Genomic DNA, 25,900 nt, shown 5'->3' on the forward strand with positions numbered 1-25,900 from the left:
TCACGCACGACTGCCAACCGTTCCGAGGCATGCGACAAGAGGGCAGCCGGCGCGGACCGGCACCACGTCCGCGCCGGCGCATCAGGCTAAACCCGCCGCGATTGTTCGCCACGCGAGACCTCAATGCCTGTTACGCAGCTTCCGCGACTCCAGCAATCCGCTGATGCGGTCGACAAGCTGGATTCCGGAAACTGGCTTGCGCAACAAGGAGAACGCGCCACTGATCGCGCCGCCGAACGCGAGCGTCGCGCCGTCTCCCGCATAGCCGGTCAGCAAGACCGCCGGCAGGCCAGGCCGCAGCGCCTGCGCGGAGCGGATCAGGGACACGCCGTCCATGACCGGCATTGTCAGGTCAGACACGATGATCCTGACCCGCTCCTCCGCGCGCAACAGGGACAGTGCGGCTGATCCGCTGTCGGCGGCCAGCACCAAGTAGCCGGCATCTTCCAGCGACGCGGTCAGCACCTCTCGCACAATCGCGTCATCATCCACCAGCAGGACACAGGGCAGCTGCGGCGAAGCACCGGGGGAGGCCAGCGTTTCGCGCGATCCCGCGGCCGCGTCATTAGCCTGCGGCAACCACAGGCTGATGCAGGTGCCCCGGCCAATGGTGCTTTGGATGGACATCCTGCCACCGCTTTGCTCGACGAAACCCTTCGCCATCGCAAGGCCGAGGCCGGTGCCCTTGCCCGGCTCCTTGGTGGTGAAGAACGGCTCGGTCACCCGCGCCAGGACTGCCGCATCCATGCCGGTTCCGGTGTCGCTCACGCTGATCCGCATGTAGGCTCCTGGCGCCAGCCCGGCCGGATGGCGCGTGTTCGTGGTGTCCGCCTCGACCGAGGCGGACATGGTCAGCACCCCGCCGGACGGCATGGCGTCCCGCGCGTTGGTCGCCAGATTGACCAGCACCGTCTCCAACTGCCCACGGTCGGCAAACAGCGGCGGCAGCCCCTCTGGCACGTCCAGTTCGCAGACGACCGAGCCCCCTAGGGTATGGCTTAGGACTTCCAACATGTCGGCCAGCAGGGCGCCGGCATCCAGGCTTTCGGCGCGTAGGTCGCCGCGGCGGGCAAACGCCAGCAGGCGGCTGGTGATCGCCGCGCCGCGCCGCGCCGCATCGGCGATCATGCGTGCGTGCCGCGACACGCGTTCGGGATTGTCGGGACGCCGCTCGATCAGCGCGGCGCCGCCCGAGACGGCTTGCAGCACATTGTTGAAATCATGTGCGATACCGCCGGCGATCTGTCCGAGGGCTTGCACCCTCTCGGCCTGGGCGGCGCGCTGTTGAGCCGCCTCGCGGGCCGCGACTTCTTCCCTCACCCTGAGTTCAAGGCGGATGTTCGCCTGTTGCTGGATGTCCACCAGACGCCTTTCGGCATCAATATCCTGCAGCACGGACAGCACCTCCTGCACTTGGCCATCCGCCCAGCGCAGCGGGATGCTGGCTACCCGGAACCACCGCTCCGCCCCGTTATCGGCGCGCAGCAGGCATTCGACACCGGGTGAGACTGCTTCGCCACACAGGGCACGGCTAACCGGGAACTCATCGCGGGTGAAGCGGCGTCCATCGGAATGATAAGCAATCCAATCGTCCGGCCGCGGGTCATTCACTGACGGAACGACCAGATCGGCAAAACGTTGCACCGTCGGATTGCTCAGGACAAGCAGGCCATCGCGATCGACGATACCCACCCCGACCGGCAACACGTCGATGATCTCCGACAGCCTGCGCTGCTCGGCCTTCAGCAGATCGATCAGTCGGTCGCGAGTCACTTCGGCCTCGTAACGGGCCGTTACGTCCATGTTGATCCCGACCAGCCGCACGGCGCGTCCCTGTGTATTGCGGATGGTCTGGCCACGCGCCAAAAGCCGTCGGTGCGCTCCATCCTTCAATACGACCGTGAATTCAGTCGCGAACGGATAGCTTGGCTGCTTCAGCGCACGGCGCAGTTCGCGGCCCACACGGTCGGTGTCGGCCGGGTGAATCACCTGACGCCAGACCTCCGGGGTCGGACCGTCAGGCAGTGGATCGAGACCATGGAGATGCCACTGGTGGTCGCTCCAGGACAGCGACTTATTCGCGATATCCCAGTCCCAGATGCCAAGGCTGGCGCCCTGGCGTGCCAGTTCCAGCCGCTCTTCATTGAGGCGCAGGCCGGCTTCGGCCGCACGGAGTTCCGTGACATCAAGCTGGCTGATCAGCATGAGCGTGCGGCCGTCCACCCGAACCGGCGCCACCGCGATCAGCAGGTCGCGCGGCCCCTGCCTGCCCTGCACCCAGGTCTCGTAGCGAGAGACCTCACCGCCGGCAACCGCGCGGCCGACATCCAGGATCCGTTCGTGGGTCGTCTGCAGGCTCAGATCGATCAACTTTACCTGTCGGAACTCCTCGACCGGATAGCCGACGAAGGACGCGGCTGCTTCATTGCAGTCAACTACCTGGGTTGTTTCCGGATCAGCCAGGATAATTCCACTGGGGGATTGCTCGAACAGATCGCGGAATCGCTGCTCGCTTTCGGCCAGGGCGACCGCCGTGGCTTGACGCTCCGCCGCGGCCGAGACCAGTGCACGGGCGACCGTGTCGGTTTCCGGCAATCCGGTTGAGACACCATGCGCGGCGTCGGCGGCATCCCCGCGCTCAGCGAGGCGGCGCAACTGCTCGATCGGACCAGTGATCCGTCGCGCCGCCAACCTGGCAAGGATCAGGCCGGCAATCAGCACAAATCCAGCGTCCTCCACTGTGCGGATGATAGCTGCCCGCAACGGTGCGGCTAAAACCTGCTCCGGCGCGCCGACAATGATGGACCAGTTGAACGGGGTGACGTGGGCGAACGCAGCCAGACTGGGCGTGCCCTCAAGCGTTGGCACCTGACCGATGCCATCGATGTGCGCTTTCACCTCTGCCCACAAAGCCGGGACGATGGGGTGGCCAATGTATCGCTCCGGATTTGGCAGCCGGGCAACGACGAGCCCGGCGGAATCCGCGACTGACAAGATTGTACCAGGCGGCAAGCGCTGGCGTGACACAAGGTCAGCTACGGCGGAGGGACGCAACGTAATGAACAGGTCGTAGACGACACGCCCTTGCTTGAACACCGGAACGTCAATGCTGAAGCCTAATTGGCCGGTGACATGTCCGACATGCAGGTCCGTCACGAGCGGACGGCCGGTGTCAAAGACCCGGCGTCCAGCCGCGGAGGCGGTATGCATGGTCGTCTTGCTCGTCATCAGACGCGGCAATCCATAGATCCGAATGGTTTTCGCGTCCGGCGTCCCGAGGCCGAGCACGGTGCCGTCTGGCTGATGCGCTAGGAACGTCTCAGCTTCCTGATCGAACTGCGCGACATTGTCTGATTGCAGGGTCGGCGACATCGCCAGGGTCTCGAGAGCGGAAGAACGCAGCAGCAGATCACGCTCCACCGATAGCGCCACGCCATGGGCGATTGTCACCAAACCTTGGTAGGTGCCATCCCGCTCGGATTGATACTGGCTGTATTCTCGACCCAGAACCAGGCACGCCAACGGTATGACGCTGACAATGACAAGCAGGAGCAGCCGGGACCGTAGCGACAGATTAGATATGCCGCTCAGCCGCTCGCGGGCTAGAGGAGGAGCCACGGCTTCGGGTTGAACCACCTGCATGTATGGCCTTTGTCCTTCGGCTACACGCACAACGCCTGACGCCACAGAAGGCCAGAAACGGTGTCACCCGCCACCGAATTAGATATATGGCCCCGCCTGACTCCTATCACATTCTCGTGATAAATGTGCAAGAGCTGCGCTGGAACAACGTGCTTAACGACAACAGGAACGCCTTTGATGTCCATTTGGCCTGTTCGCCAAACTGCCGGCCATTGCGGAGGATGCTGCCGAAGTCAGCGAGGAAGCCTAATTATCTGCAGCATGTCCAGCGTCCGCGCCGGCTGTGTTGGGGCGCAGCCATGATCCGAGCCATACTGGATTTGGCATATGCTCACTTGACGCGCTGATGGTCGCTTCAGGTGGTCGAACCACTGATCTGGTCGATGGTGAGGCTAATTAGTTTTGATGTTATTTAGATAAATTTTTGGGCCTTGTGAGCCTAGCCGCGACATGAACGGCGGGACAATGGTAATACCAAAAAGGGATACATGCAGGTGATCAGAAAATTATTGTTGCCTAGATGTTTTTATTTATGACGATTTTGCAATTTTTTCCGGAAGCAATCACTCATAGTATTTTTTGCGCAAATTTAACGATTGCATAGCATTCCGGCATCAATTCTAATAATGATCGCGTCTTCGTGAGGTTGTTGTTGTGTCCTCACGCGTTCGCGAGGTAAGACGAGAATGTTTCCTCCCCCAGACTCTGGCCGCGGGAGGTTCTACCCCGCGGCCAACTTTTGCTCTGGATCGCGAGGTTCCTCGAACAGCATGGTGCGCCGATGCGCTACTTTACCTTGAAACGAATGACCTCCCGGATCAGCGAAACAAGGCTTTGCTCATTTGTTACTACCCTGATCAGTGCCACCTCCCGACCGTTCGCAGGGGCCGTTCCATGAGCGATCTGACCGTGCCCATCGACGCCGCCGCAACGTCTAAGCCGCCAAAAGGCGTTGCCTTCAGCATCGCCGACCTTCTCATCGCCGAAAGCTGGGCCAATTTCCATGACATCGGCATCGTGGTCCGCCTAGATCATGCTGCTAAGCACGAGGATTATGAAGAAGTCATTGAATTCCAAGCGGACCTGAACTCGCAGCCCCGGTTGATCATGTGGCGCGACGACACGACTGTTTTTGTTCAGCCTCTCGCAGGGGCAAGGCAACGGCATGCCTCAATCATCGAGGCGCTTCGAGAACTTCGGGCCGAGCAGCAAGTCGCAATAACCGATATCACGGCCACAAGCTGGCCTGTCGATTGATGGACTGGAGCAGGCGGCAAGGACCCCGATCCACGTTTCTAACCCAATTCCATCTGGGACATGGCATGCGTGGTGCGGACGCGCGGCAACGTTGGCAACCGTCAGTAACGTCCGCCACGTTGCGATGAGACGGGCCCTATTGCCGAGCCAGAGACCGTATGAAACTCAAGTTCCAGCGGGCATAACCCGGCTGCACGAAGGCCAGCTTCGATCGGATCAGCCAATGCGCCTCCGCCAGCCGATGGAACGGGACCGATGGAAAAAGGTGATGCTCCGCGTGGTAGGGCATGTCCCACATCAGCAACCGGACCGGCGCCCAAGTCAGCGTCGTGCGGGTGTTGGTCAACCCGTTCCGATCCTCCGTGCAGCCGGTATGTTCGGCCAGCAGATAGGCTCGCAGCGGCGGCTGACCGATCAACTGCGGCCCAATCCAGTATAATAGCGGCGTGGCCCAGCCGAACAGTATGGCCGAAATGACCGAACCGCCGACCATCACCAGCGTCATGGCCCGCACGCTCCGGATGATCGCCGGGGCCGTCGTGGCCGAAATATAAGGATAGGCGCTCAGGTCGCCCCGCCAGCAATCCGCGGCGACTTGTAGCCGCAACCGCCAGAACGGCAAGCCGAGGATCCGCAACATATAGCCGCCCACCGTGGCCGGATCGGCCGTCATCAACTCCGGATCCTGACCGGGTATCTGTGTGTGACGGTGATGCGCCAAGTGATAGGCGGTGTAGAAATGCCAGTTCAGCAGCGACGGACAGGATGTCAGCCAGCCAACAATCGCATTTGCCCGTCGAGAGGCGAATGCCGTCTGGTGCATCGTCTCATGCGCCGGCGCAAACAGCGCCACCTGCACCAGCCCCAGCACGAACACTGCCGGTAGCACGGTCCAGATGGAGGACACTGCCACCAGCCAACCGGCGCCGGCAAGCAACGCGGCATGGGTCCCTAGCCGCACACCGCCACGCAGGTTGGAGCGGCCTTGCAGCGCGCGAAGCTCCTGGATGCTCAGAACGCGATCGGAGAGTGTGGTCATTCGGCGCCTCTTGCCTTGGTCCTCGACAGCCTCGGTCTCGGCCATGGGCTGGTTTACAGTCCATACATTGCCATCCGCCCGTAAATACACCGGAAAAGGGCCGCCGTCACCGCCCCGGGTGAAATCCCTCGCCCTGCAAGACCGTCACCGTCCGCAGCACCCGCCGGCCATCCCGTATGGTCGCGTTCGGCAGCACCTGCACGCCATGAAACCACCGTTTCGCTTCCTGACTGACCTGCTCCGCTGGCTCCAGAGCCAACAGCAGCACTTCCTGCCCGGCGAATGCCCGCGGCGGATAGGCAAAGCCAAACTGCCGCGAATCCTGGCTCAGGCATAACATCGTTGTGCCAGGACCCAAGGCATAGCCGATCTTGCCGGCGTCCCGCCAGTTTAACGCCGCCGCCACGGTTCCGGGTGGAAGCAATCCCCTTGCCCGAAGATCGTCGCGCAGCGATGTCCAGTCCAGCGCCTGGTCGGTTGGGTCCTTCCGCATCACCTCGGTCAGGCTGCCACCAAGCCAGTCGAACTGGATTTGCGCTGAGATCACCACCAACGCCACCAGCACCAAGGCCGTGGTCCCGGCGATCAGCGCCCGCACCCAGACGCGGTCGAGCCAGCCGCCGATCGCCTCGCCTAGCAGCGGGAACAGCATCAGGTAACCTGGAGCAGCCCAATGAAACAGGATGCGCTGGCTCGACCAAGCGGAAATCAGCGCGAAGCAGACGATCGGCGGCGCCGCCAGCCACACCAGCAGGCGGTGTTGCCAGGGCGCGTCCCGCCGGAACCCGCGGATAAACAGCAGCATCATTGGCAACCAGATCCAGGGCAGCACGAACAGCGCCTCCCCGGCCAGAGTGGTCAGCGGCATTAGTGGGCGGAACCGCAATCCGGCGGCCCTGTCGCCCTGAAAGGTAAACGACGCCCAGCCGTGCAGCGCGTTCCAGACCGGCACCGGCGCGAACACTGCGGACGCCAGAGCGACGGCGATATAAGGCCCTGGGCGCGCCAGCCAGCGGCGATCCCGCCGGTGAGTCAGTAGATACAGCAAGGCGCCCCCGATCGGCAGAACGGCGGTATATTTGGAAAACAGTGCCAAGCCGGCACACAAGCCGGCACCGGACCACGATCTAAGGCCTTGATCACCCGAGGACAGCGCGTGCAGCAGGCATAGCACCGCACCCAGCAAGGCCGCATCGAGCGGACCGTCCGGAAGAACCCAGCTTCCGGTGGTCACGCCGAACACCGGCGACAGGTTCAGCGCGATGGCCGCCCACAATCCCGCCCGCCTGTCCGCCACCAGGCAGCCGATGCGCCACATCAGGATTTGCGAGACTGCGAACAGCAGGATGAACGGCAGGCGAACCGCGACTGGTGTCTCGGTTCCCAGCAGATGCGCCGCCCCCCATGACAGCCACCATGATGCCGGTGGATGATCGAAGTAGCCGAGACTGAACAATCGCCCAGCCGTGACCATATAGCTCTCGTCCACCCCCAATCCGGTCGTCGCGGCAAAGCCCAGCCGGATCAGGGTCGTTGCGACCACCAACAGGAAGATTGGGAGAAGCCTCATGGCGTGCGGCGATTTCTGCTATACGTCCCTGGGTCGTGGCCAGCGGAGGCCGATCATCTATCGCTTTGCTGCGTCCGGCACCGCAAGTCGTCGGTAGCGGGATTGACCTTCCCACACCTGCTCGGTCGACCAAACATGACAAAGGGACCTAAGCGACACGCGTCGATCCCTATTCAACCCACGTCGGACCTGCGCCCCCATAACAGGACTGGGTGACCGTGCCTGATGCTCAGCCGTTACCGTTCCCAGATCCCAGGTACTAAGGCAGATGAGCCGTTACGCGGCAATGACCCGCTGCGTCTGAATGCCCAGCCCCTCGATCCCCAACCGCATCACGTCGCCCAGCTTCAGGAAGACCGGCTCCGGCTTCACTCCCACGCCCACGCCTGGCGGCGTGCCGGTGGCGATCACATCGCCTGCGTGCAGAGTAATAAAGTGACTGACATAGCTGACCAGCTTGCGCACCCCGAAGATCATCGTCTGGGTGGAGCCGTCCTGGAAGCGCTTGCCGTTCACCTCGGTCCAAAGCGGCAGGTCCTGCGGGTCCGAGATCTCGTCCTTGGTGACCATCCAAGGGCCGGTCGGGCCAAAGGTGTCGCAGCCCTTGCCCTTGTCCCACGTGCCGCCGCGCTCCGTCTGGTATTCGCGTTCGCTCACGTCGTTGCAGACGCAGTAGCCGGCAACCTGGTCCATCGCCTCGTGCTCCGGCACGTAACGGGCGGTCTTGCCGATCACCACGCCCAGTTCGCATTCCCAGTCCAGCTTGGTCGAGCCGCGCGGCAGCTTCACGTCATCGTTCGGACCAGTGAAGGCGCCAAGAGACTTGAGGAATACGATCGGCTCCTTCGGGATCGGATTTCCGGTCTCGGCCGCATGGTCCGCATAGTTCAGGCCGATACAGACATAGTTCACTGGCCGCACCACACAGGCGCCTATGCGCGGATTGCCCTCGACCTTCGGCAAGGCCGAAGGTTCGATACTGGCAATCATCCGCAGGGAGGCATCCGACAGGGCGAACCCGTCGACATCGCGAACCAGGCTGCTCAGGCAGCGGATTGTGCCGTCGTTGGCGAACAGGCCGGGTTTTTCAGACCCTGGCGGACCGTAGCGTAGCAGCTTCATGATAGGTCTCCGTCTAGAGTGTCAGGCCGCCGTCGATGACGATGGCTTGGCCGGTGATGAATTTGGCATCGTCGCCGGCCAGATAGACCGCCAGGGCGGCAATCTCCGATGGGCTGCCGAGCCGGCCCATCGGTTGACGGGCGACGAAGGCGGCGCGGGCCGCATCGATCGATCCCGCGGCCTGCGCATTCTCCGTGATGCGCTCCTCCAGGCTCGGCGTCAGCACCGTGCCGGGACAGAGGCAGTTGCAGCGGACGCCATGGGTCACGTAGTCGGTGGCAACCGATCGGGTCATGCCGATCACCGCGGCCTTGGTGGCGCTATAGATGAAGCGGCTGGGCACGCCTTTCAGGCTCGACGCCACCGAAGCCATGTTCAGGATCACGCCGCCGCCGCGCGCCAGCATCCCGGGCAGGAAGGCCCGCATGGTGTGGAACATCGACCGGCAGTTCAGTTCGAACGCGAAGGACCACTCGGCGTCCGTCGCCTCCTGCAAGGTGCCCTGGTGGACGAAGCCGGCGCAGTTGAACAGGATATCGACCGGCCCGGCGTCGGCCGCCGCCCGTGTGATGGCCGCGGCATCCAGCACGTCCAGCGCTGCGGTTCGGATCAGCTCGGACGTCAATTCGTCCAGCTTCGCCGCGTCGACATCGGTGGCGACCACGCGTGCTCCGGCGGCGGCGAAGGCCAGCGCGGTCGCCTGCCCGATGCCCTGGCCGGCGGCGGTGATGAAGGCGGTTTTCCCAGACAGGGCAGACATGGGCTGACTCCGGTAAAGCTGACGGGATGTAAGCAACAAGTCCGACAAGTCCGAACGGCGTTAGCACACTTGTCACCGCGCCGAAATGTGCCCAGTCGTTGCTTCCGGAAGGCATTTGGCAAACATCAGGGATTGAGGGGGTCGCCAAGTCAAGCCCAGCCTGCATGGCTGGAAGAGCCTGCCTCTGGCGATGACGTCGACAGGTGCCTGCAGGAGGTATTTCCGCATCGCAGGACGCGGATCGCAATGACACATTCGAACGACCTTATGCCAATGCGTATTCCACCTCGGCGGTATAGACGGACGCCTCTTTTCCCAATTGGGAACTGAACAGCGTGAAGTGCTCCACCGGCACCGGGTCCGCGCGAAACAGATTGTGTGCCTGCACGTAGGACGCCAGCTTGGCTTCGGCAACATTATCGAGCCGAGCCAATGTCAGATGTGGCTGAAAGCGCCGCCGCTCCGGGTCCAGGCCAGCGCGTTTTAAGGCGGTCTCGATCTTGTTTTGCAGGTGGTCAAGCTGCGGGTTGCGTTCCACACCCACCCACAATGCCGTGCTGCGTCCACCCTTGGCAAAAATCCCCACCCCGGTCAACGTCAACGGGAATTGGCGTGCCCGTAATCCCGCCAGCGCGTAGTCGATCTCCTCGGCCAGATAGCTTGGCGTTTCGCCGATGAAGCGCAGGGTCAGGTGGTAGTTGTCCGGCGGCACCCAGCGCGCGCCCGGAATACCCGTTCCAGCCAAAACCGCCACTTTCCGCCGCAGTTCCCAAGGCAGATCGAGGGCGACAAACAGTCTCATCCGAGCCATCCCATCTCGTCAGGGTCATCCGGGTCTGACTTTGGCCAGCAGCTTTTCCACCAGCGGCAGGATTCTGGCAACGACTCGATTCACCCCTGTCAGGTTCGGGTGCATGTGGTCGGCCTGGTTCAGGTCGGGGACCGTGGCGACGCCCTCCAGAAAGAACGGATCATACAGCACGCCGGGCCGCCGGCCGAGCCGATCGAACACCGCCCGGAACGCCTTTTGATAATCGGGCCCGAGGTTGGGCGGGGCATACATTCCGGTCAGCAATACCGGGATGTGTTTGGCGGCCAAGGCGTCCAGAATAGCGGTCAAATTGGCTTCCATGTCCTTGGGGTCCACTCCACGCAAGCCGTCATTCGCGCCGAGCTCCACGATCGCGGCATCGGCGCCGTCGCTCAGCACCCAATCCAGACGGGCGCGCCCTCCAGCGCTGGTATCGCCCGATACGGCGCCATCAACGATGTTTACGTCTTGACCGTGCGCCTTCAGCGCCGCCTGCAGCCGGGATTCGAAGCCGTCCTCATGCGCCAGCCCATAGCCAGCCGACAGCGAGTCGCCTAGCACCAGCAGCCGCACGGGCGCCGCGTGCGCCGCGTGCGGCGGTGAAATCACGGCTAACAAATAGATAAGAAGTGCCGTGGCCCAATGGGCCTTCCGCGCGCACCGCGCACTGCAATATACCGAGGCAATGGATTCCATTCCGCCTACTCCGCCTCCCGCTCCATTGCCTCTTGGGGCTACGCCGCCGCTCGTGCGGATCAGAAACCTCGTTTTGACCGTGCCGTCGGCAGCGGGACAGGTCAACATCCTGCGTGGTATTGATCTCGACATCGCTAAGGAGGAGGCGGTCGGGCTGGTTGGCCCGTCCGGCTCCGGCAAGACCAGCCTGTTGATGGTGCTAGCGGGGCTGGAGCGGGCAACGTCGGGCAGCGTGATGCTGGATGGGCGGGAGATCACCGCTCTAAACGAAGACTCGCTGGCGAAGCTGCGGCGCGACCGGATCGGGATCGTGTTCCAGGCGTTTCACTTGATCCCTACCATGACGGCGCTGGAAAACGTCGCCATCCCATTGGAATTGGCGGCTGTGCGCAACGCCAATGTCCGTGCCCGCGCCGCCTTGGACGCCGTCGGACTAAGCCACCGCCTGACGCACCTGCCTGGCCAGCTATCCGGCGGCGAGCAGCAGCGGGTTGCTCTGGCCCGTGCCTTCGCGCCGGAACCCGCCTTGCTGTTGGCGGATGAGCCGACTGGTAATCTGGATCATGCGACTGGGGAAACGGTGATCGACCTGCTGTTCGCGCTGCGCCGCCGCACCGGCACCACGCTGCTGCTGATCACGCACGACCGGGAGTTGGCCACGCGCTGCGATCGCCAGGTGCATTTGTCCGATGGACAGGTATCGGATGGGCAGGTCGAGCCGGCAGTGCCAGCCTGATGCTGGCAATCGAACTGGCTCGCCGTGAGTTGCGCGGCGGCGTGCGCGGCCTGTGGATCGTGCTGCTGTGCGTGGCGCTGGGCGTTGGCGTCATTGCCGCCGTCGGGACGTTGCGGGCCTCCGTGGATGCCGGCCTCGACTCCAACGACCGAGCATTGCTGGGCGGCGATTTGGACATCGATGGCGGCAACCAGCCGCTGCCCGACGCGCTGCGCGACTGGCTGCACGCGCGCGGCGCCAAGACGTCCGACGTGACGCAGATGCGGTCAATGCTGGTCGCCCCATCGGGGGAGCGACAGTTGATCGAGCTAAAGGCGGTGGACAAGGCGTGGCCGCTGGTCGGAACCGCCGTGGCATCCCCACCAGAACCCCTGTCGCAGGCGCTGGGCGAGCAGGACGGCCGCTTCGGCTTGCTGGCCGAACAGGTCGTGCTCGCTCGGCTTGGGCTGCACCCTGGCGATATCGCGCGTCTGGGGAGTGCGACATTCCGCGTCGCCGGGGCGCTGACGCAGGAGCCGGACCGGGTTGCGACGGCCTCGATCCTTGGGCCTAGAGTGCTGATCTCGGCCGATGCCTTGCCGGCAACCGGCCTGATCTCCCCCGGCTCCATGGTGCGGTACGATTTGCGGCTGACCGCCGCAAATTCCGCCAAGCTGATCCCGGCAATGCGAGCGGCGTTTCCCGATCAGGGCTGGCGGGTGCGCGACCCGCATGACGCGGTTCCCGGCGTCAGCCGCTTTATAGACGAGATCGCGCTGTTTCTGACCCTGGTTGGACTGACCTCCCTGCTGGTGGGTGGGATCGGCGTGGCCAACGGCGTACGCGCCTGGCTGGACGCGCGGGCGAGTACCATCGCGACCCTCCGCTGCCTGGGCGCATCGTCCCGCCTGGTCTTAGCCGTGTGCCTGATCCAGGTGATGGGGCTCGCGGTGGTGGGTGTCCTGGTTGGCCTTGTCGCCGGCGCGACGCTGCCGCTGCTAGCCGGGCGCGTCCTGATTGGCATCCTACCGGTGCCGCCGGTGCTTGGACTGTATCCGGGTCCGTTGCTGCTGGCGGCAGCTTTTGGATTGCTGATCGCGCTGTGCTTCGCGTTGTGGCCGCTGGGACGAGCAGCGCGCATACCCGGCGGTGCGCTGTTCCGCGATGTCCTGGTGCCGGAGGGCGCGCGTCCGACCGCCTCGTTGATCGCGGTGAACGTGGCGCTGGCCGCCGTACTGGTGATTTTAACAGTGGTTACCGCTACGGACCGTCGCTTTGCTTTGTACTTCTGCGCCGGCGCCAGCCTGACCCTCGCGCTGTTCCGCGGCGGCGCGTTCATTGTCATGCGCCTTGCACGAATCGCCCCTGCTTTGCCCTGGCCTTCCGTTCGCCTGGGGATCGGCAACCTGTATCGGCCTGGCGCATCAACCCCGCTGCTGCTGCTTTCGGCTGGGTTGGGATTGTCTACATTGGCATCGGTGGCGCTCATTCAGGGCAACATGCAGCATCAGATCCAGCAGCAGTTGCCGGTCAACGCTCCCAGCTTCTTCTTTATTGACATTCAGAACGACCAGCTTGCCAAGTTCGAGTCCCTTGTCGAGGCCCAACCCGGCGTGCACGACATGCATGAGGTGCCGTCCATGCGGGCACGTGTCGTAGCGGTGAAAGGCGTGCCGGTCGAGCAGGTGGTCACCACGCCGGACACTGCCTGGGCGCTGCGCGGCGATCGCGGCCTAACCTATTCCGCTACGCCGCCGAACGGCACACGCATTGTCGCCGGCGCCTGGTGGCCGCCAAAATACGACGGGCCGCCGGAAGTCTCGTTTGATGCCGGCCTGGCGCGAGGCTGGCACCTGAGCATTGGCGACGTCATCCGGGTGAACGTGCTGGGCCGTGACATTGACTTGAAGATCGCCAACTTCCGTGACATTGCCTGGCAATCGTTGTCGATCAACTTCTTCATGGTCGCCAGCCCCGGCCTGCTATCGCACGCACCGCATACTCATATCGCAACAGTACGGGTCGACGATGCCGATCAAGGTCCTCTGCTGCGCGGGGTTACCGATGCGTTGCCGAACGTGACCGGCATCCGGGTGGAGGATGTGCTGTCCGCCATCTCCGGCCTGTTGAACCAGATTGCCGCCGCGCTGACCGCGACCGGTGCGCTGACGCTGTTGGCGGGTAGCTTCGTGCTGGTGGGCGCGATCGCCGCCGGCCAGCGTCGCCGGGTGCGGGAGGCCGTGATCCTGAAGACTTTGGGCGCCACGCGCCAGCAAATCCGCGCCGCCTGGCTGACGGAGTTTGGCCTGCTCGGCCTTGTTGCTGGACTGATCGCCGCGGTGGTCGGATCGGCGGCAAGCTTCGGCGTGACGAATTACATTATGCACACGGACTGGATTTTTCTGCCGGTTACGCTTATTTCGGTGCTTGCGGGAGCCCTCGCAATCATGCTGCTGTTCGGCTATGCTGGTACATCGGCGGCATTGCGGGCCAGGCCGGCGCCACTCCTGAGGAACGAGTAGCAGAATTTGTCAGTCTCCGTCCGGCCCGCTGACGGAGCTTTTGTAACGTCCGGTTCATCTCCCCGCGGCAGGGCGCTGCAAGGTGACTTTGTTGTTGGGGAAATGATCGGTATAACTAACACGAGCTTGCGCTCGAAAGGAACAGGGAACCATGGCTTATAGTCCGGATTTCCGGGCCTATCCAAGGGCATCCGCCGCTACGAATGCCGCCGTCCTCGACGCCGGTCTTCGGGCTTATATGCTGCGGGTCTACAACTGGATGGCGTCCGGCCTTTTGCTGACCGGCGTGGTCGCGTACTTGATTGCGAACACCAGTCTGATTAACGCATTCTACCCGTTGGTGCAGACGCCGTTTGGCTTTACCCACCAGCCGACCGCCCTGGCAATGATCACAATGTTCGCACCACTGGGTTTTGTGCTGGTGCTGTCGCTGGGTGTCAACAAACTGTCCACATCGGCTGCACAGGCTCTTTTCTGGGTATTTTGCGCGGCGATGGGCGCCAGCCTGACGAACATCTTTCTGGTCTATACCAGCGAGTCGATCGTGCGGGTGTTCTTCATCACCGCCGGCACCTTTGCCGCGACCAGCATCTATGGCTACACCACACGGTCCGATCTGACCCGCATGGGCAGCTTTCTGATGATGGGCCTGTTTGGCATCATTATCGCCAGCCTGGCCAACCTCTTCTTCCACAGCAGTGCACTGCAGTTCGCTGTCAGCATCATTGGCGTCGTGGTGTTTGTTGGCCTGACCGCCTACGACACGCAGCGGATCAAGTCCAGCTATGTGCAGTTGGCCTATGCCGAAGGCGCGGATGGCGCGGCTAAGCGCAGTGTCTATGATGCACTTAGCCTGTATCTTAATTTCATCAACCTGTTTATGATGCTGTTGCAGCTTCTGGGTAACCGCAACAATAATTAGCGGGACCGGCTGCTCAGCCTTCAAGGGCGGGGGTTTTCCCCGCCCTTTTTCGTATACGGGTGCCCTCTTTTTCGAGGGACCTAGCGAAGTCTGTCGCGCGGTGCAGCCCACTTTCATCAAAGGCGTAGCACGCCGTGAGACGGACTGCCTGGGCCATTAGGCCAAGCCGCGCGTATACGGCCATGGCGTAGTACCGAGGATAGCAACTCTGAAACAAGCCTCGGACGATCTGGTTGAGGCTTGCAACTTCAATGATGGCGCGGAAACCCTTCTCTGCTATGGCGCTGACATTGGGTCTTGTCATGAGCTGGCCGAACGGGCTTTCGAAGTCTTCCATGTCGGTGAAGGCTACATCCACGGCACATGACACTCACGGCTGTCGATGTTGGCCTGGATCAGCTCAGCGGCATCCGATCTTGTGATGGGTTGGACAGCTACGGCTGTCATACGGCGTTTGGCGCACCAATGCGATAAAGCCCGTCCAGGACGCGGGGTGGTGCACTGACATGGTAATACGATCGGGCGACGCCAAGGCATCCCGTGCTGTCAAGCCATGTAGGCACCGCCGTTGATGTGATAGACTTGGCCAGTAATGTAGCTCGCATCATCGGATGCAAGAAATACCGCCAGCTTAGCAATATCGTCCGGCGTACCCATCCGGCCGAGCGGCACGGCGCGGCCCATTTGATATAACTCCTGTTCATTATGGCCATAGCGCGGCTGAGCCGTATCCGTCAGGCCTGGCGCAATGGCGTTGACCCGAATGCCGTTCGGCGCCAGCGCCAGGGCCATGGAGCGCGTCAGGCCAACCACCCCGTTTTTGGTTGCCGAGTAATGCACGCCCAGGGCAGCGCCGCCAATCGATCGCGATGAAAGGTTCAGGATCGCACCTCGCGTCTTTTTCGCGACCATCGTCCGCGCCGCGGCCTGCGCGCAAAAGGCACTGCCCTTCAGGTTGATGTCGACGACGAAGTCCCAATCGGCCTCGGTCATGTCCAGGAATGGCACGCGTGGGAAGACGCCGGCGTTGTTGACCAGCACATCAAGCCGGTCCTGCCACGCCACGGTTGTCTCGATCAGGGTCTTGATGTCGTCCAGCTTGCCGACATCCGCACGGATCAACAGTGCGTCCCTGCCAAGCTGATGCACCGCGGCGGCCACATCCTCGGCCGCCGCCTTGTCGTCGAGCCAATTGATCGCGACATCCGCGCCGGCGGAAGCAAAGGCGATCGCCATCGCCCTGCCGATTCCCTGTTGGCCACCCGTGACGAGCACAACCCTGGTTTCGCTTGCCATTCGCATCCTGTGCTCCGTTGTATGGACAAAGCGTACGCTGCGGGGCGAGGTGTGGCAAGGGATATGCAACCCCGATGGTACGGGATCCTGTTGCGTTAAACCGACGCGTCCGGTGACCCTTTCGCGACTGGGTCAAGGTTCGGTCATCACGCGATTTCAGCGCCATGACATCGGTCTCCACATTGTTGACCACGAACAGTTCACCCTCGCTCAGCATGCGGAACCACTGCATGATGCAAGACGTTCCTCATCCACACCTACGACCATTGTAGTGGGCGCTGAGCATCATGACAGGAGTGCGCGGCATGATGGCGGAGCCACACACCTGGACTACTTGCTGGAGCCATTTCCGACGCTCAGACGCGGTTTGAGTGACATAACAAAACAGACGATACTGTTTGGAGTTGTCCATGGAGATCAAGCGCGAGCATCATATCAATTTCTGGTACATCATCGCCGCGCTGATCGGGGTCATGCTGATCCAGGACATTCTGCCATATCGGACGCAAGTTAAAACCATTCCCTACAGTGAGTTCGAGCAACTGCTAAACCAGAAAAAGGTTAGCGACCTCGTGATCGGCACAAGGGAGATCAGCGGCACGCTGAATGATACTAAACCGAAGGAGCCAACCAGGTTCCTGACCTACCGCGTTCCGCCAGAGCTGGCAGCCAGGTTGACTGATGCGAAGCTTTCCTTCTCCGGCGAACCGCCCCCCAGCCTTCTCGTGACAGCCCTTGGCTGGATACTCCCGTCTCTTGGCTTCCTGCTGTTGTGGGTGTTCATGATTAGGCGAATGAGTGGCCAGGGGTTGGGCGGCCTTATGGCCGTCGGCAAAAGCAAGGCCAAGGCTTATGTCGAGACGGACACCAAGGTCACCTTTTCAGATGTCGCCGGTGTTGAAGAGGCCAAGGATGAGCTGCGCGAAGTGGTGGAATTCCTCAAGGATCCCGCCGGTCATAGCCGTCTCGGCGCACGTATGCCGAAGGGCGTTCTTTTGGTTGGACCGCCCGGCACCGGCAAAACCCTTCTTGCACGCGCAGTTGCCGGCGAAGCCGGGGTTCCGTTTTTCTCGATCTCTGGCTCGGAATTCGTCGAAATGTTCGTCGGCGTAGGTGCCTCTCGTGTGCGTGACTTGTTCGAGCAGGCGCGGAAGAGTGCGCCAGGCATCGTGTTTATCGACGAGCTCGATGCACTTGGCCGCGCCCGGGGATCATTCACGGCAAGCGGCGGTCACGATGAAAAGGAACAGACGCCTAACCAACTTCTGAGCGAACTCGATGGCTTCGACCCGAGCAGTGGGGTCGTTTTGCTTGCCGCCACCAACCGACCGGAGGTGCTCGATCCAGCGCTGTTGCGCGCCGGCCGGTTTGACCGGCAGGTTCTCGTCGATCGGCCTGACAAAGCCGGACGGATTGCCATACTTGAGGTGCACTTGAAAAAGATTCAGCTTGCGCAACAGGTGTCGGTTGAAGAAATCGCGGCGATGACGCCGGGCTTTTCCGGCGCCGAGCTTGCCAATCTTGTGAACGAGGCGGCTCTTCTAGCAACCCGCCGGTCAGGCACGGACGTCACGTTGGAGGATTTCACCCAGGCGATTGAACGGATCGTTGCTGGGCTGGAAAAGCGCAATCGCATTCTTAACGTTCATGAGCGTGATGTCGTCGCGCACCACGAGATGGGGCATGCATTGGTGGCGATGGCTTTGCCTGGGGTGGATCCCGTCCAGAAGATCTCGATCATTCCGCGCGGTATCGGCGCGCTTGGCTACACGATGCAACGGCCAATCGAGGACCGCTTCCTGATGGACCGCACCGAACTTATCAACCGGATGACGGTCCTCCTCGGCGGTCGAGCGGCCGAAAGCTTGATTTATGCGCAGGTTTCCACCGGTGCCAGCGACGATCTCGCCAGGGCTACCGATATTGCCCGCAGCATGGTCGTCCGTTTCGGCATGGACCCCAAGCTCGGCCAGGTCAGCTACGAACCTGAAACTCGGGCGCCGTTGGGAACGCCAGCCGGAGGGGATTGGCGGCCAAGAAGCTATGGTGAGGAAACCGCCACGGCAATTGACGACGCTGTTCGCGCGTTGATCGATGAGGCGTTTCATGGTGCCGTGGCGATCCTGGCCGCTCACCGCAACCTGCTGGATCGAACTGCAACGGAGCTGCTCGCGAAGGAAACGCTGTCGGCCGACGACATCAGGCGGATTGCCTGTAAATCCGACCCGAAGTTTGGTGAACATGTCTTGCCGGAGTCTGCTAACGCCCGTTCGCTTCCTGAACCAGTTTTATCAAATAGTTCTAGTTGATAGCACATGCGGCGAAATCGAGTTTACAGACAGCCGGGCCGCGTCGCTGGGCGTCTGTCCTGTCACGCCGCACGGACTAACCGGCCACCCGAAGCCATGCCGATTTACGGCGGATAAGCGTTCGTTTAACAGCTCCAGCACCGCACGATCAGCATCGCGGTCGCGTAGGCCGCCATGAGTGTTTGCTTGACTGCTCAATGTTGATCTGCACCGGCGCCCGATATGACGCAGGCTACATCCCTAACCGACACGACGGTCAACTGCTCGGTCATTTGGCTGGCGGAATACTTGACGTTCGCAATCGACGATGACCGGTGGCCGGGCAGTAAATCACAACGTATTCTTCTCGGTTATGGCGACGACGCGCCGCAGCGGCGATGCTCGGCTGTGTCCCGACAAGGTCAAGACCCGGGTTCTTGCCCATCTTGGGCTCGTTGGGCGGGCGTCACTGGCTCAAAGGATGAACATGAAGATTAACGCAACGGCGTTCCGCGTTCATGAGGGCAAAGACGTCAATCTAGGAAAGTGGCCGACCAAAGTCGAACGATTCTACAAGTCAAAGGGCGATTATCAGAAAATGCTGGAAGATCATGTCGCGCAACTCAGCGCGCAGCAGCAACTGCTTTACGCGTCCAATACCTATGCGCTTCTGCTCATCTTCCAGGCCATGGATGCGGCTGGGAAAGACGGTGCCATCTCGCACGTCATGTCAGGCGTCAACCCACAAGGCTGTCAGGTGTTCAGCTTTAAACACCCAAGCCCCGTCGAGCTACAGCACGACTTTCTATGGCGCACCACGCGTGATCTGCCGGAACGTGGAAGGATCGGCATCTTCAACCGATCCTACTATGAGGAAGTGCTGATTGTCCGGGTACACCCTGAAATCCTGCGAAATCAGGGACTGCCAGACCTGCCGGACAACGACAAGGCGATCTGGCAAGGCCGGTATCGATCCATCAGGAACCTTGAACGGCACCTGCATGAAAACGGCACCCGCATCGTCAAATTCTTTCTGCATCTGTCAAAGCATGAGCAGCGAAAGCGCTTCCTCGAGCGGATCGACAACCCGGAGAAGAACTGGAAGATTAGCCCAGCCGATATCGAGGAGCGCCAACACTGGGAACAATACATGACGGCTTATGAAGAATGCCTGAGCGCGACGAGCACCACGAACGTTCCCTGGCACATCGTTCCTGCCGACGACAAAAGGAACACTCGGCTGATCGTGTCGCAGATCGTTGTCGAGGCGCTTGAAGATCTGAAATTGTCCTTTCCGGCAAGCACCGACGACCGTAGGCGGGAGCTGCTTTCGGTTCGCGAGCGACTGACGGAATAACGTGAGACCCATAACGACAAGAAGGCGATCAAGAGACAAACCCTTGCAGACATCAGCAGGCTGCAAGACATCAAGGTTCTTCTTTTAGATAATCCGGCTGGCTCGAAAGCGACTGATCCGCCAAGCCGGGCTTTGGCAATCTGTTTTTGCGCCAAATCATAATTTGGTCTGGCAGCGTTGCGGCATCAGTGTCTCGCGGTCACACGATATGCAGCGCCGTCACGACCGGATGCTCTCTCGCAGTTGGTAATCCTGAGCCATGCGCTTGAACTTTAGCGCGATCTCAACCATGGACGAGGCATTAGCGAAAGCGGACCAATCTTCAGGCGGAACCTTCGCTTTAGGCAGCTACTGGACCACACGGAAGACAGGTGCGGATCAAGTTCAGTCGTTCGTGATGAGTGCTCATTCCATAAGAGTCGATGGTCACGTCGCGTCGCAGCGAAACGCCATCCACGGCGGGACCGTCACGCACCATGGCTTCGATCACCGCAAGGTCTAGCGCCGGATCGAGACACGAAAGCATTGCGCTGGCCCAGTCAGCACGCAGCATGGCCAGCGCGGCCAGAACGGCATAGGCTCCCCAATGCGAGACGCCGGCGGTGACCAGATGATCAGCCGGCACAACACAGCCGATGGTCTCGCCCAGGGGAACATGGCCGGCAATCAGCGGCCGTGGGATCACGCCCATGCCGATCTCGTTGCCGCCGTCGCCGATGGCGATGGTGCGCCACGGGCCGGCGCTGAACAGGCGATCAAGCGGCGCGGCATAAGGGCTGATGTCGGTGCCTCGCATGTTCCTCGGCCGGCCGTCCGCCGAGGGTCCGCAGCGTTCGATGGCGATGACCCAGTTGATCCCGTCCCGCCGCCACCAACCGATTGGCGCGTCGATCGAACCGCCGGGTTCAATCGCGTCGATCGACACGCCCTGGAGACCCGCCTGATCCAATGCGGCGCGGGTGGCGGAGTGGCAGAGCGTGTCGGTCGCGACTCGGCAGTGCAGGCCGGCCAGCACGAAGCCCCGCGCCATCAGCGCCACGCCGGCCGGACCATCGGTTTCGGCGGCGGGCGGATCGCCACCCGGCACGAAAAAACCCGTGATCAGACCGATACGCGGAGAGGCCTCGGACGACAGCGCGGAAGCGGCTCCTGACAGTCCGCCCCGGCTGGCCTGAAAGACGGCTTGCATGCCGCGTCCGACGTCGTGATGAAGCAGCGTCTCGATCCGGTCGATCAGCGATCGCATGTCGTTCGACACCGCAGACGCCCTCGCTCAGCCCGCCGAACCTTCTGCCTACAGCGCCGACAGACTAGTGTTGCGCAGGTCGGTGATCAGCATGCAGCCCGGCGCGTGGGTGATGCAGAACGCCGGCTTCGCCTGCGCGATGACCGCCTGAGGCGTCACGCCGCACGCCCAGAACACCGGCAGTTCATCCGCCGCGATCGGCACCGCGTCGCCGTAGTCGGGCTTGGCGATGTCGGAAATCCCGATCATCGACGGCATCCCCAAATGCACCGGTGCGCCATGCACCGACGGAAATCGCGATGTGATCTGCACCGCGCGGATCGCATCCACCGGCTTCAGCGGCCGCATCGATACCACCAGCGGCCCGTTGAACACGCCGGCCGACACGCAGGGAATATTGGTCCGGTACATCGGCACGTTTGATCCACAGGCGATGTGGCGGACCTCGATCCCATCGTTGATCAGCGCTTCCTCAAAGGAGAAGGAGCAGCCGATGGCGAAGCTGACCAGATCGTCGCGCCAGACATCGCGGACGTCGGTCGGCTCCGCCACCAGTTCACCATCCCGCCACACCCGATAGCGTGGCAGGTCGTTACGGATGTCCAGCACCTTGCCCAAGGTGGGAAAACCGGGATTACCGGCTTCCGAGACAGCCAGGACCGGGCACGGCTTGGGGTTGGCTTGGGCGAACCGCAGAAAATCGTGCGCCAGCGCCTTTGGCAGGATGACGAGGTTTGCCTGGACGTTTCCAGGTGCCAACCCAGCGGTTGGGCCGGTGAAGGCGCCGGATCTGATCCGCAACCTCTCCCGTTCTCCGGCGTTGGCGCGCATATCTGTTATGGCGTTCATCATCGGCCTCCGTCACTGTTGGCATCAGGTTAGCAGGGTTTTGAATAAGGCATAAATCACCGACCGGAGGAACCCAATCATGAACGCAGGCAGCCTTCCCTTTCAGATCGGCAAAATCGGCCATGTAGCGCTTTATGTGGCGGACGTCGCGCGCTCCACCCGTTTCTACCAGGACATCCTGGGGTTCCATGTATCCGATATATACCAGGACGATATGATGCCTGGGGGCGCCGTCTTCCTGCGCTGCAGCCCGGATCATCACGGCGTTGCGCTGTTCAAGGCGACCGAGGCGAATCCGGCCGGCGCTGGCCTGCACCACCTGGCTTTCGAGGTCGCTACGCTGGATGAGGTCGTCCTGGCACGCGATCACCTGCGCAGGCATGATGTTTCGATCGATTTTGACGGGCGGCGGCGGGCGGGCGTGCAGATCGCCGTGGAATTCCGCGATCCCGACAATCACCGGCTAGAAATCTATTGGGGTATTGATCAGATCGCTGCCGGTGGCGAGGCCCGTCCCGCCCATGAATGGAAAGGCGCAAGCAGTCTTGAAGCCGCGATCGCCGATCCGGTGGTCGGCCAGAACACTAGGTTGAATGATCCAGCGCTGCTGCGATCATAGAAGTGGCGACAAATACGGCGGGCACAAAAGCGGCGGCAACAGGACGTTCGTGTTTTGCTCCAATCCGTACAACGATGGTAACATGTGAGAATGGGATATTGGGGCAAGCTTATTGGCGGCACGGCTGGCTTCTTTGTAGCCGGACCATATGGCGCGGTGATTGGCGCGGCCTTGGGTCACGCCGCGGATTCCGGCACGATCCAAAGCATGCGGCTGCCGTTCGGGCAGGATATGCCATTCACACCGGCTCGGGTCGCCGGAATGCTGGGTCGCAAGGAAGAGGTGTTTGCAGTGACCGTCACGGTCCTGGCGGCCAAGCTTTGCAAAGCCGACGGCGCGGTGAAACGGGAGGAGATCGACGCTTTCAAGCGGCATTTCCGCATCCCGCCCGAATCCGCCCGCAACATCGGCCGGATGTTCGACCAGGCGCGCGACAGCAATGATTCCTTTGAACCTTACGCGGCTCAGCTTGGGGAAACCTTCGGCGACAACCGCGGCACATTGGAAGAAGTCCTGAAGGCACTGTTCCTGATTGCCCGCGCCGATGGTCCGTTAAACACTCGCGAGCAGGATTTCCTGCGCCGCGTCCATCGGCGCCTGGGGCTGGATCAGGCTGCCTGGGACCGCGCGTTCGGCGGCACGTCCCGCCAGTCGCCGGCAACGCCCGAGGATGATCCATACCAGCAACTCGGCCTGTCGCGATCCGCCAGCGGCGAAGAATTGCACGCGACCTGGAAGCGACTGATGCGGGAAAACCACCCCGACACTCTGGCCGCGCGCGGGGTGCCGCAGGATTTCGTGGCACGCGCCAGCGACAAGGTGGCGCGGATCAATGCTGCCTGGGACCGGATCAAGCGGGAACGCGGTCTGTGAACCACCGCCCGCCGCAACTGCGGTCGCTTGACCACGCGCCACATCTGCGGCCGGTTGACCGCCCGCTAGCAGCGTGCGACCGCCCTGCCCTGCCGATCCAGGACCTGCCCAGCCCCAACCACGACGCCAGGCCCGATGGCGTTCCAATCGATATGCTGGTCCTGCACTACACCGGCATGAAAACACCTCGCGAAGCCGTCGATCGGCTACGCGATCCCGCCGCGAAGGTGTCCTCGCACTACATCGTGGACGAGGACGGATCAGTCGCGCGCCTGGTGCCGGAGGACCGGCGGGCCTGGCATGCCGGCGTGTCGCACTGGCGCGGGCATGCGGAATTGAACGGCCGGTCCATCGGGATCGAGATCGTCAATCCAGGGCATGAGTGGGGTTATCGCGATTTTCCGGTCTTGCAGGTAGCCGCCGTGTGCGACCTGTGCCTGCTGCTGATGGCACGCCATCCCATCCCGGCGCGCAACGTCATCGGCCACAGTGATGTCGCACCAGACCGCAAGCAAGATCCGGGCGAGCGGTTCGACTGGCAGGAATTGGCGGAGAATGGCGTGGGACTTTGGCCCCACGATGTTCCGGACCTTGGCCGAACTGGCGGGGTGCGCGATCCCGTCAGCCTGCGGCCGGTCCGGTCGGCGCTCAATGAGATCGGCTATCGGATCGCGCCCGAGGGTGGCCTGGATCCCGCCTTGTCCACCGTGCTGCGAGCCTTTCAGCGGCATTGGCGACCAGAGGCAATCAGCGGCCAAGCCGATGATGGCACGCTAGTTCGGTTGCAAGGCGTGTTGCGGCTTGTGCGAGACGGTTGACGTTGCACGGACGGGCTAGTATGTGCGCCATGTCCCGACCGGCTGGCGGCGTAGCTCAGCGGTAGAGCAGGGGAATCATAATCCCTTGGTCGGCGGTTCAAATCCGTCCGCCGCTACCATCCACGACCCTATCCGGAGGCGTCCGCAAAATTCCAAATTTCATCTCCAGCCTGGAGTTGGTCCACCCAGCGCAGACTGGAAGCCTATCCGAAACCTTCTTTAAGGGGTCATGGTAAAGCCCGCTGACGGGCTTGGAGAGACCCATGAGCATACGCAATGAGTTGATTGAAGGACTGCTTTGCGGCCAGGACCCGTCGTCGGTGATGCGCCAGGACGGCCCGCTGGGTGAGTTGAATAAAGCCCCGCTGAACCGGCTGATGCCGGCCGGCGCGGCGAGGGCTTCGACGACAAGGCAATCTCGCTCTACACGCGCGGACAACAACTTCTGACCCGGCCGTGGGTCGCCCAGATCATGACGCTTTTTATCTACCAAAGTAACGAACTACTCCCCGGCCCGACTTGCACTACCGCAGCACGCGAGCCGTCTGGCTGCGGTAGCGCGCGGGCGTCAGCCGGCAGGCAGGGCGATCAAATCGCCGAACCGGCCTCCCAAGCCGACTGTTACATATTGCCAAGCGGAAAGAAAAATTCGGCCCGCTGCCTGATGTCGGTTCAACGGCCCGACGAGCGGCGTGGGCGGCAAAGGCCTGCTGCTGGGTAAGCCGGCGCAAGCTATAGAAATGACAAGGCGTTCTGTGTTGCAGAAGGCGCTAGCGACCGTGGCAGCATACCTGCGGCGTCACGGCGTCAACCGAGCCGGACGAAAATTACTTAGAAGTTAACTTGAGGTGGCCGGCTATCGCAAGCCCGATGAGAACTGCTCCCACCTGCATCGACTGCCCGAGTATGCCAGCCCCAAGTCCATCTACGATCTCGTTGATCGGAATAATACAGACCTGAAGTCCTTCCTCGCCCGCATCCAATCGCGGCACACGAGTGCGGACAGCATCTAGGGCAAGATAGGCATGAATGCGGTTCGTCTGCGTGGCGGGATTTGGATATAGGCTGCTGATCAATTGCCAGTTCCGCGCCGTGAACCCGGTCTCTTCCTCCAGCTCGCGACGTGCCGCTTGTTCAGGATCTGCATCCGCAGGGTCAACCGCTCCGCCCGGCAGTTCAAGGACCATCGTATTGACCGCATGGCGATACTGCCGGACCAGAACGAGCTTACTATCCGATGTTACAGCCACCACATGCACCCAATCCGGATAGGTGAGCACATAGTATGGGCTAATCTGCTTCCCAATTGGCGTGACACAGTCGTCCGCCCGCAGGTCGATCCAGCGGTCCTTCAATATCGCCTCTGAATGAACGCTGATCCATTTCTGATCCATGAGCAAGGATACCAGTTGAACAGGCCAGACGATACGGCATTTTCGGTTCCGGGTCGGTCAGGATCCTCTAAAGCTTGCCGATCCTGTCGGACATGATTGAAACC

Annotated in this window: 21 protein-coding genes and 1 tRNA gene; 11 read left to right on the top strand and 11 right to left on the bottom strand. The window is 62.0% G+C overall.

Going from position 1 to position 25,900, the window contains the following annotated elements; genetic code table 11:
- Positions 1-120: 120 nt before the first annotated feature.
- Positions 121-3,642 (bottom strand): PAS domain S-box protein, encoded by a 3,522-nt coding sequence (locus ACQY4S_RS20615; protein WP_428487072.1) that lies wholly within the window; start codon positions 3,640-3,642, stop codon positions 121-123.
- Between the two features lie 894 nt (positions 3,643-4,536).
- Here ACQY4S_RS20615 and ACQY4S_RS20620 point away from each other — a divergent pair.
- Positions 4,537-4,899, top strand: a complete 363-nt coding sequence (locus tag ACQY4S_RS20620; protein ID WP_428487073.1) for a hypothetical protein — start codon at positions 4,537-4,539, stop codon at positions 4,897-4,899.
- 136 nt (positions 4,900-5,035) lie between these two features.
- Here the strand turns inward: ACQY4S_RS20620 and ACQY4S_RS20625 are convergent, their stop codons facing one another.
- From ACQY4S_RS20625 to ACQY4S_RS20650, 6 genes are all read right to left on the bottom strand, one after another.
- A complete protein-coding gene (locus ACQY4S_RS20625) occupies positions 5,036-5,938 on the bottom strand; it encodes a fatty acid desaturase (RefSeq protein ID WP_428487074.1) in 903 nt (300 codons plus the stop codon).
- Positions 5,939-6,044: 106 nt separating this feature from the next.
- Positions 6,045-7,508, bottom strand: coding sequence for an ArnT family glycosyltransferase (locus tag ACQY4S_RS20630; RefSeq protein WP_428487075.1), 1,464 nt, complete (start codon positions 7,506-7,508; stop codon positions 6,045-6,047).
- Positions 7,509-7,784: 276 nt separating this feature from the next.
- The gene (locus ACQY4S_RS20635; protein ID WP_428487076.1) at positions 7,785-8,630 is read right to left on the bottom strand and encodes a fumarylacetoacetate hydrolase family protein; all 846 of its coding nucleotides are present in this window, start codon (positions 8,628-8,630) and stop codon (positions 7,785-7,787) included.
- 13 nt (positions 8,631-8,643) lie between these two features.
- Positions 8,644-9,390 carry an SDR family oxidoreductase gene (locus ACQY4S_RS20640; protein WP_428487077.1) on the bottom strand — a complete coding sequence of 249 codons (747 nt, stop codon included), beginning with the start codon at positions 9,388-9,390 and terminating at the stop codon, positions 8,644-8,646.
- A 265-nt stretch (positions 9,391-9,655) separates the two neighbouring features.
- A complete protein-coding gene (gene thpR, locus ACQY4S_RS20645) occupies positions 9,656-10,192 on the bottom strand; it encodes an RNA 2',3'-cyclic phosphodiesterase (RefSeq protein ID WP_428487078.1) in 537 nt (178 codons plus the stop codon).
- 24 nt (positions 10,193-10,216) lie between these two features.
- Positions 10,217-10,897 carry an arylesterase gene (locus ACQY4S_RS20650; protein ID WP_428487079.1) on the bottom strand — a complete coding sequence of 227 codons (681 nt, stop codon included), beginning with the start codon at positions 10,895-10,897 and terminating at the stop codon, positions 10,217-10,219.
- 79 nt (positions 10,898-10,976) lie between these two features.
- On the opposite strand from ACQY4S_RS20650, the gene ACQY4S_RS20655 reads away from it, so the two are divergent.
- The 3 genes from ACQY4S_RS20655 to ACQY4S_RS20665 all read left to right on the top strand — a co-directional run bounded on the left by ACQY4S_RS20655 (position 10,977) and on the right by ACQY4S_RS20665 (position 15,056).
- Positions 10,977-11,633 carry an ABC transporter ATP-binding protein gene (locus ACQY4S_RS20655; RefSeq protein ID WP_428488468.1) on the top strand — a complete coding sequence of 219 codons (657 nt, stop codon included), beginning with the start codon at positions 10,977-10,979 and terminating at the stop codon, positions 11,631-11,633.
- Positions 11,633-14,134 (top strand): ABC transporter permease, encoded by a 2,502-nt coding sequence (locus tag ACQY4S_RS20660; RefSeq protein ID WP_428487080.1) that lies wholly within the window; start codon positions 11,633-11,635, stop codon positions 14,132-14,134. The genes ACQY4S_RS20655 and ACQY4S_RS20660 overlap by 1 nt, the downstream gene beginning before the upstream one ends.
- A gap of 151 nt (positions 14,135-14,285) precedes the next feature.
- A complete protein-coding gene (locus tag ACQY4S_RS20665; RefSeq protein ID WP_428487081.1) occupies positions 14,286-15,056 on the top strand; it encodes a Bax inhibitor-1/YccA family protein in 771 nt (256 codons plus the stop codon).
- A gap of 546 nt (positions 15,057-15,602) precedes the next feature.
- Here ACQY4S_RS20665 and ACQY4S_RS20670 read toward each other — a convergent pair.
- Positions 15,603-16,352, bottom strand: a complete 750-nt coding sequence (locus ACQY4S_RS20670) for an SDR family NAD(P)-dependent oxidoreductase (RefSeq protein WP_428487082.1) — start codon at positions 16,350-16,352, stop codon at positions 15,603-15,605.
- 410 nt (positions 16,353-16,762) lie between these two features.
- Between ACQY4S_RS20670 and ftsH the strand changes: the two genes are divergently transcribed.
- Together ftsH and ACQY4S_RS20680 are read left to right on the top strand one after the other, a co-directional pair.
- Positions 16,763-18,661, top strand: coding sequence for an ATP-dependent zinc metalloprotease FtsH (gene ftsH, locus ACQY4S_RS20675; RefSeq protein ID WP_428487083.1), 1,899 nt, complete (start codon positions 16,763-16,765; stop codon positions 18,659-18,661).
- Positions 18,662-18,968: 307 nt separating this feature from the next.
- Positions 18,969-19,997 carry an ADP-polyphosphate phosphotransferase gene (locus ACQY4S_RS20680; RefSeq protein ID WP_428487084.1) on the top strand — a complete coding sequence of 343 codons (1,029 nt, stop codon included), beginning with the start codon at positions 18,969-18,971 and terminating at the stop codon, positions 19,995-19,997.
- Between the two features lie 340 nt (positions 19,998-20,337).
- On the opposite strand, the gene ACQY4S_RS20685 is transcribed toward ACQY4S_RS20680, so the two are convergent.
- A complete protein-coding gene (locus ACQY4S_RS20685) occupies positions 20,338-21,243 on the bottom strand; it encodes a glutamate cyclase domain-containing protein (protein WP_428487085.1) in 906 nt (301 codons plus the stop codon).
- 48 nt (positions 21,244-21,291) lie between these two features.
- Complete coding sequence (locus ACQY4S_RS20690; RefSeq protein WP_428487086.1) at positions 21,292-22,092, bottom strand: putative hydro-lyase; 801 nt, start codon at positions 22,090-22,092, stop codon at positions 21,292-21,294.
- 79 nt (positions 22,093-22,171) lie between these two features.
- Between ACQY4S_RS20690 and ACQY4S_RS20695 the strand changes: the two genes are divergently transcribed.
- From ACQY4S_RS20695 to ACQY4S_RS20715, 5 genes are all read left to right on the top strand, one after another.
- Positions 22,172-22,711, top strand: a complete 540-nt coding sequence (locus tag ACQY4S_RS20695) for a VOC family protein (protein WP_428487087.1) — start codon at positions 22,172-22,174, stop codon at positions 22,709-22,711.
- A gap of 90 nt (positions 22,712-22,801) precedes the next feature.
- Positions 22,802-23,584 carry a TerB family tellurite resistance protein gene (locus ACQY4S_RS20700; protein WP_428488469.1) on the top strand — a complete coding sequence of 261 codons (783 nt, stop codon included), beginning with the start codon at positions 22,802-22,804 and terminating at the stop codon, positions 23,582-23,584.
- Positions 23,581-24,402, top strand: a complete 822-nt coding sequence (locus tag ACQY4S_RS20705; protein WP_428487088.1) for an N-acetylmuramoyl-L-alanine amidase — start codon at positions 23,581-23,583, stop codon at positions 24,400-24,402. Before ACQY4S_RS20700 ends, ACQY4S_RS20705 begins: the two co-directional genes overlap by 4 nt.
- Before the next feature lie 44 nt (positions 24,403-24,446).
- A tRNA-Met gene (locus ACQY4S_RS20710) sits at positions 24,447-24,521 on the top strand.
- A gap of 144 nt (positions 24,522-24,665) precedes the next feature.
- Positions 24,666-24,851: a hypothetical protein gene (locus ACQY4S_RS20715; RefSeq protein ID WP_428487089.1), complete on the top strand. Its 186-nt coding sequence runs from the start codon at positions 24,666-24,668 to the stop codon at positions 24,849-24,851.
- Between the two features lie 378 nt (positions 24,852-25,229).
- Here the strand turns inward: ACQY4S_RS20715 and ACQY4S_RS20720 are convergent, their stop codons facing one another.
- Positions 25,230-25,796: an NUDIX hydrolase gene (locus ACQY4S_RS20720; RefSeq protein WP_428487090.1), complete on the bottom strand. Its 567-nt coding sequence runs from the start codon at positions 25,794-25,796 to the stop codon at positions 25,230-25,232.
- Between the last annotated feature and the right edge of the window lie 104 nt (positions 25,797-25,900).

The organism is Rhodopila sp. (assembly GCF_965276935.1).
Lineage (GTDB): Bacteria > Pseudomonadota > Alphaproteobacteria > Acetobacterales > Acetobacteraceae > Rhodopila.

Coding starts and splice junctions, on each gene's coding strand:
- ACQY4S_RS20615 (WP_428487072.1), bottom strand. CDS start 3,642: ATGCAGGTGGTTCAACCCGAAGCCGTGGCTCCTCCTCTAGCCCGCGAG.
- ACQY4S_RS20620 (WP_428487073.1), top strand. CDS start 4,537: ATGAGCGATCTGACCGTGCCCATCGACGCCGCCGCAACGTCTAAGCCG.
- ACQY4S_RS20625 (WP_428487074.1), bottom strand. CDS start 5,938: ATGACCACACTCTCCGATCGCGTTCTGAGCATCCAGGAGCTTCGCGCG.
- ACQY4S_RS20630 (WP_428487075.1), bottom strand. CDS start 7,508: ATGAGGCTTCTCCCAATCTTCCTGTTGGTGGTCGCAACGACCCTGATC.
- ACQY4S_RS20635 (WP_428487076.1), bottom strand. CDS start 8,630: ATGAAGCTGCTACGCTACGGTCCGCCAGGGTCTGAAAAACCCGGCCTG.
- ACQY4S_RS20640 (WP_428487077.1), bottom strand. CDS start 9,390: ATGTCTGCCCTGTCTGGGAAAACCGCCTTCATCACCGCCGCCGGCCAG.
- thpR (WP_428487078.1), bottom strand. CDS start 10,192: ATGAGACTGTTTGTCGCCCTCGATCTGCCTTGGGAACTGCGGCGGAAA.
- ACQY4S_RS20650 (WP_428487079.1), bottom strand. CDS start 10,897: ATGGAATCCATTGCCTCGGTATATTGCAGTGCGCGGTGCGCGCGGAAG.
- ACQY4S_RS20660 (WP_428487080.1), top strand. CDS start 11,633: ATGCTGGCAATCGAACTGGCTCGCCGTGAGTTGCGCGGCGGCGTGCGC.
- ACQY4S_RS20665 (WP_428487081.1), top strand. CDS start 14,286: ATGGCTTATAGTCCGGATTTCCGGGCCTATCCAAGGGCATCCGCCGCT.
- ACQY4S_RS20670 (WP_428487082.1), bottom strand. CDS start 16,352: ATGGCAAGCGAAACCAGGGTTGTGCTCGTCACGGGTGGCCAACAGGGA.
- ftsH (WP_428487083.1), top strand. CDS start 16,763: ATGGAGATCAAGCGCGAGCATCATATCAATTTCTGGTACATCATCGCC.
- ACQY4S_RS20680 (WP_428487084.1), top strand. CDS start 18,969: ATGACCGGTGGCCGGGCAGTAAATCACAACGTATTCTTCTCGGTTATG.
- ACQY4S_RS20685 (WP_428487085.1), bottom strand. CDS start 21,243: ATGCGATCGCTGATCGACCGGATCGAGACGCTGCTTCATCACGACGTC.
- ACQY4S_RS20690 (WP_428487086.1), bottom strand. CDS start 22,092: ATGAACGCCATAACAGATATGCGCGCCAACGCCGGAGAACGGGAGAGG.
- ACQY4S_RS20695 (WP_428487087.1), top strand. CDS start 22,172: ATGAACGCAGGCAGCCTTCCCTTTCAGATCGGCAAAATCGGCCATGTA.
- ACQY4S_RS20700 (WP_428488469.1), top strand. CDS start 22,802: ATGGGATATTGGGGCAAGCTTATTGGCGGCACGGCTGGCTTCTTTGTA.
- ACQY4S_RS20715 (WP_428487089.1), top strand. CDS start 24,666: ATGAGCATACGCAATGAGTTGATTGAAGGACTGCTTTGCGGCCAGGAC.
- ACQY4S_RS20720 (WP_428487090.1), bottom strand. CDS start 25,796: ATGGATCAGAAATGGATCAGCGTTCATTCAGAGGCGATATTGAAGGAC.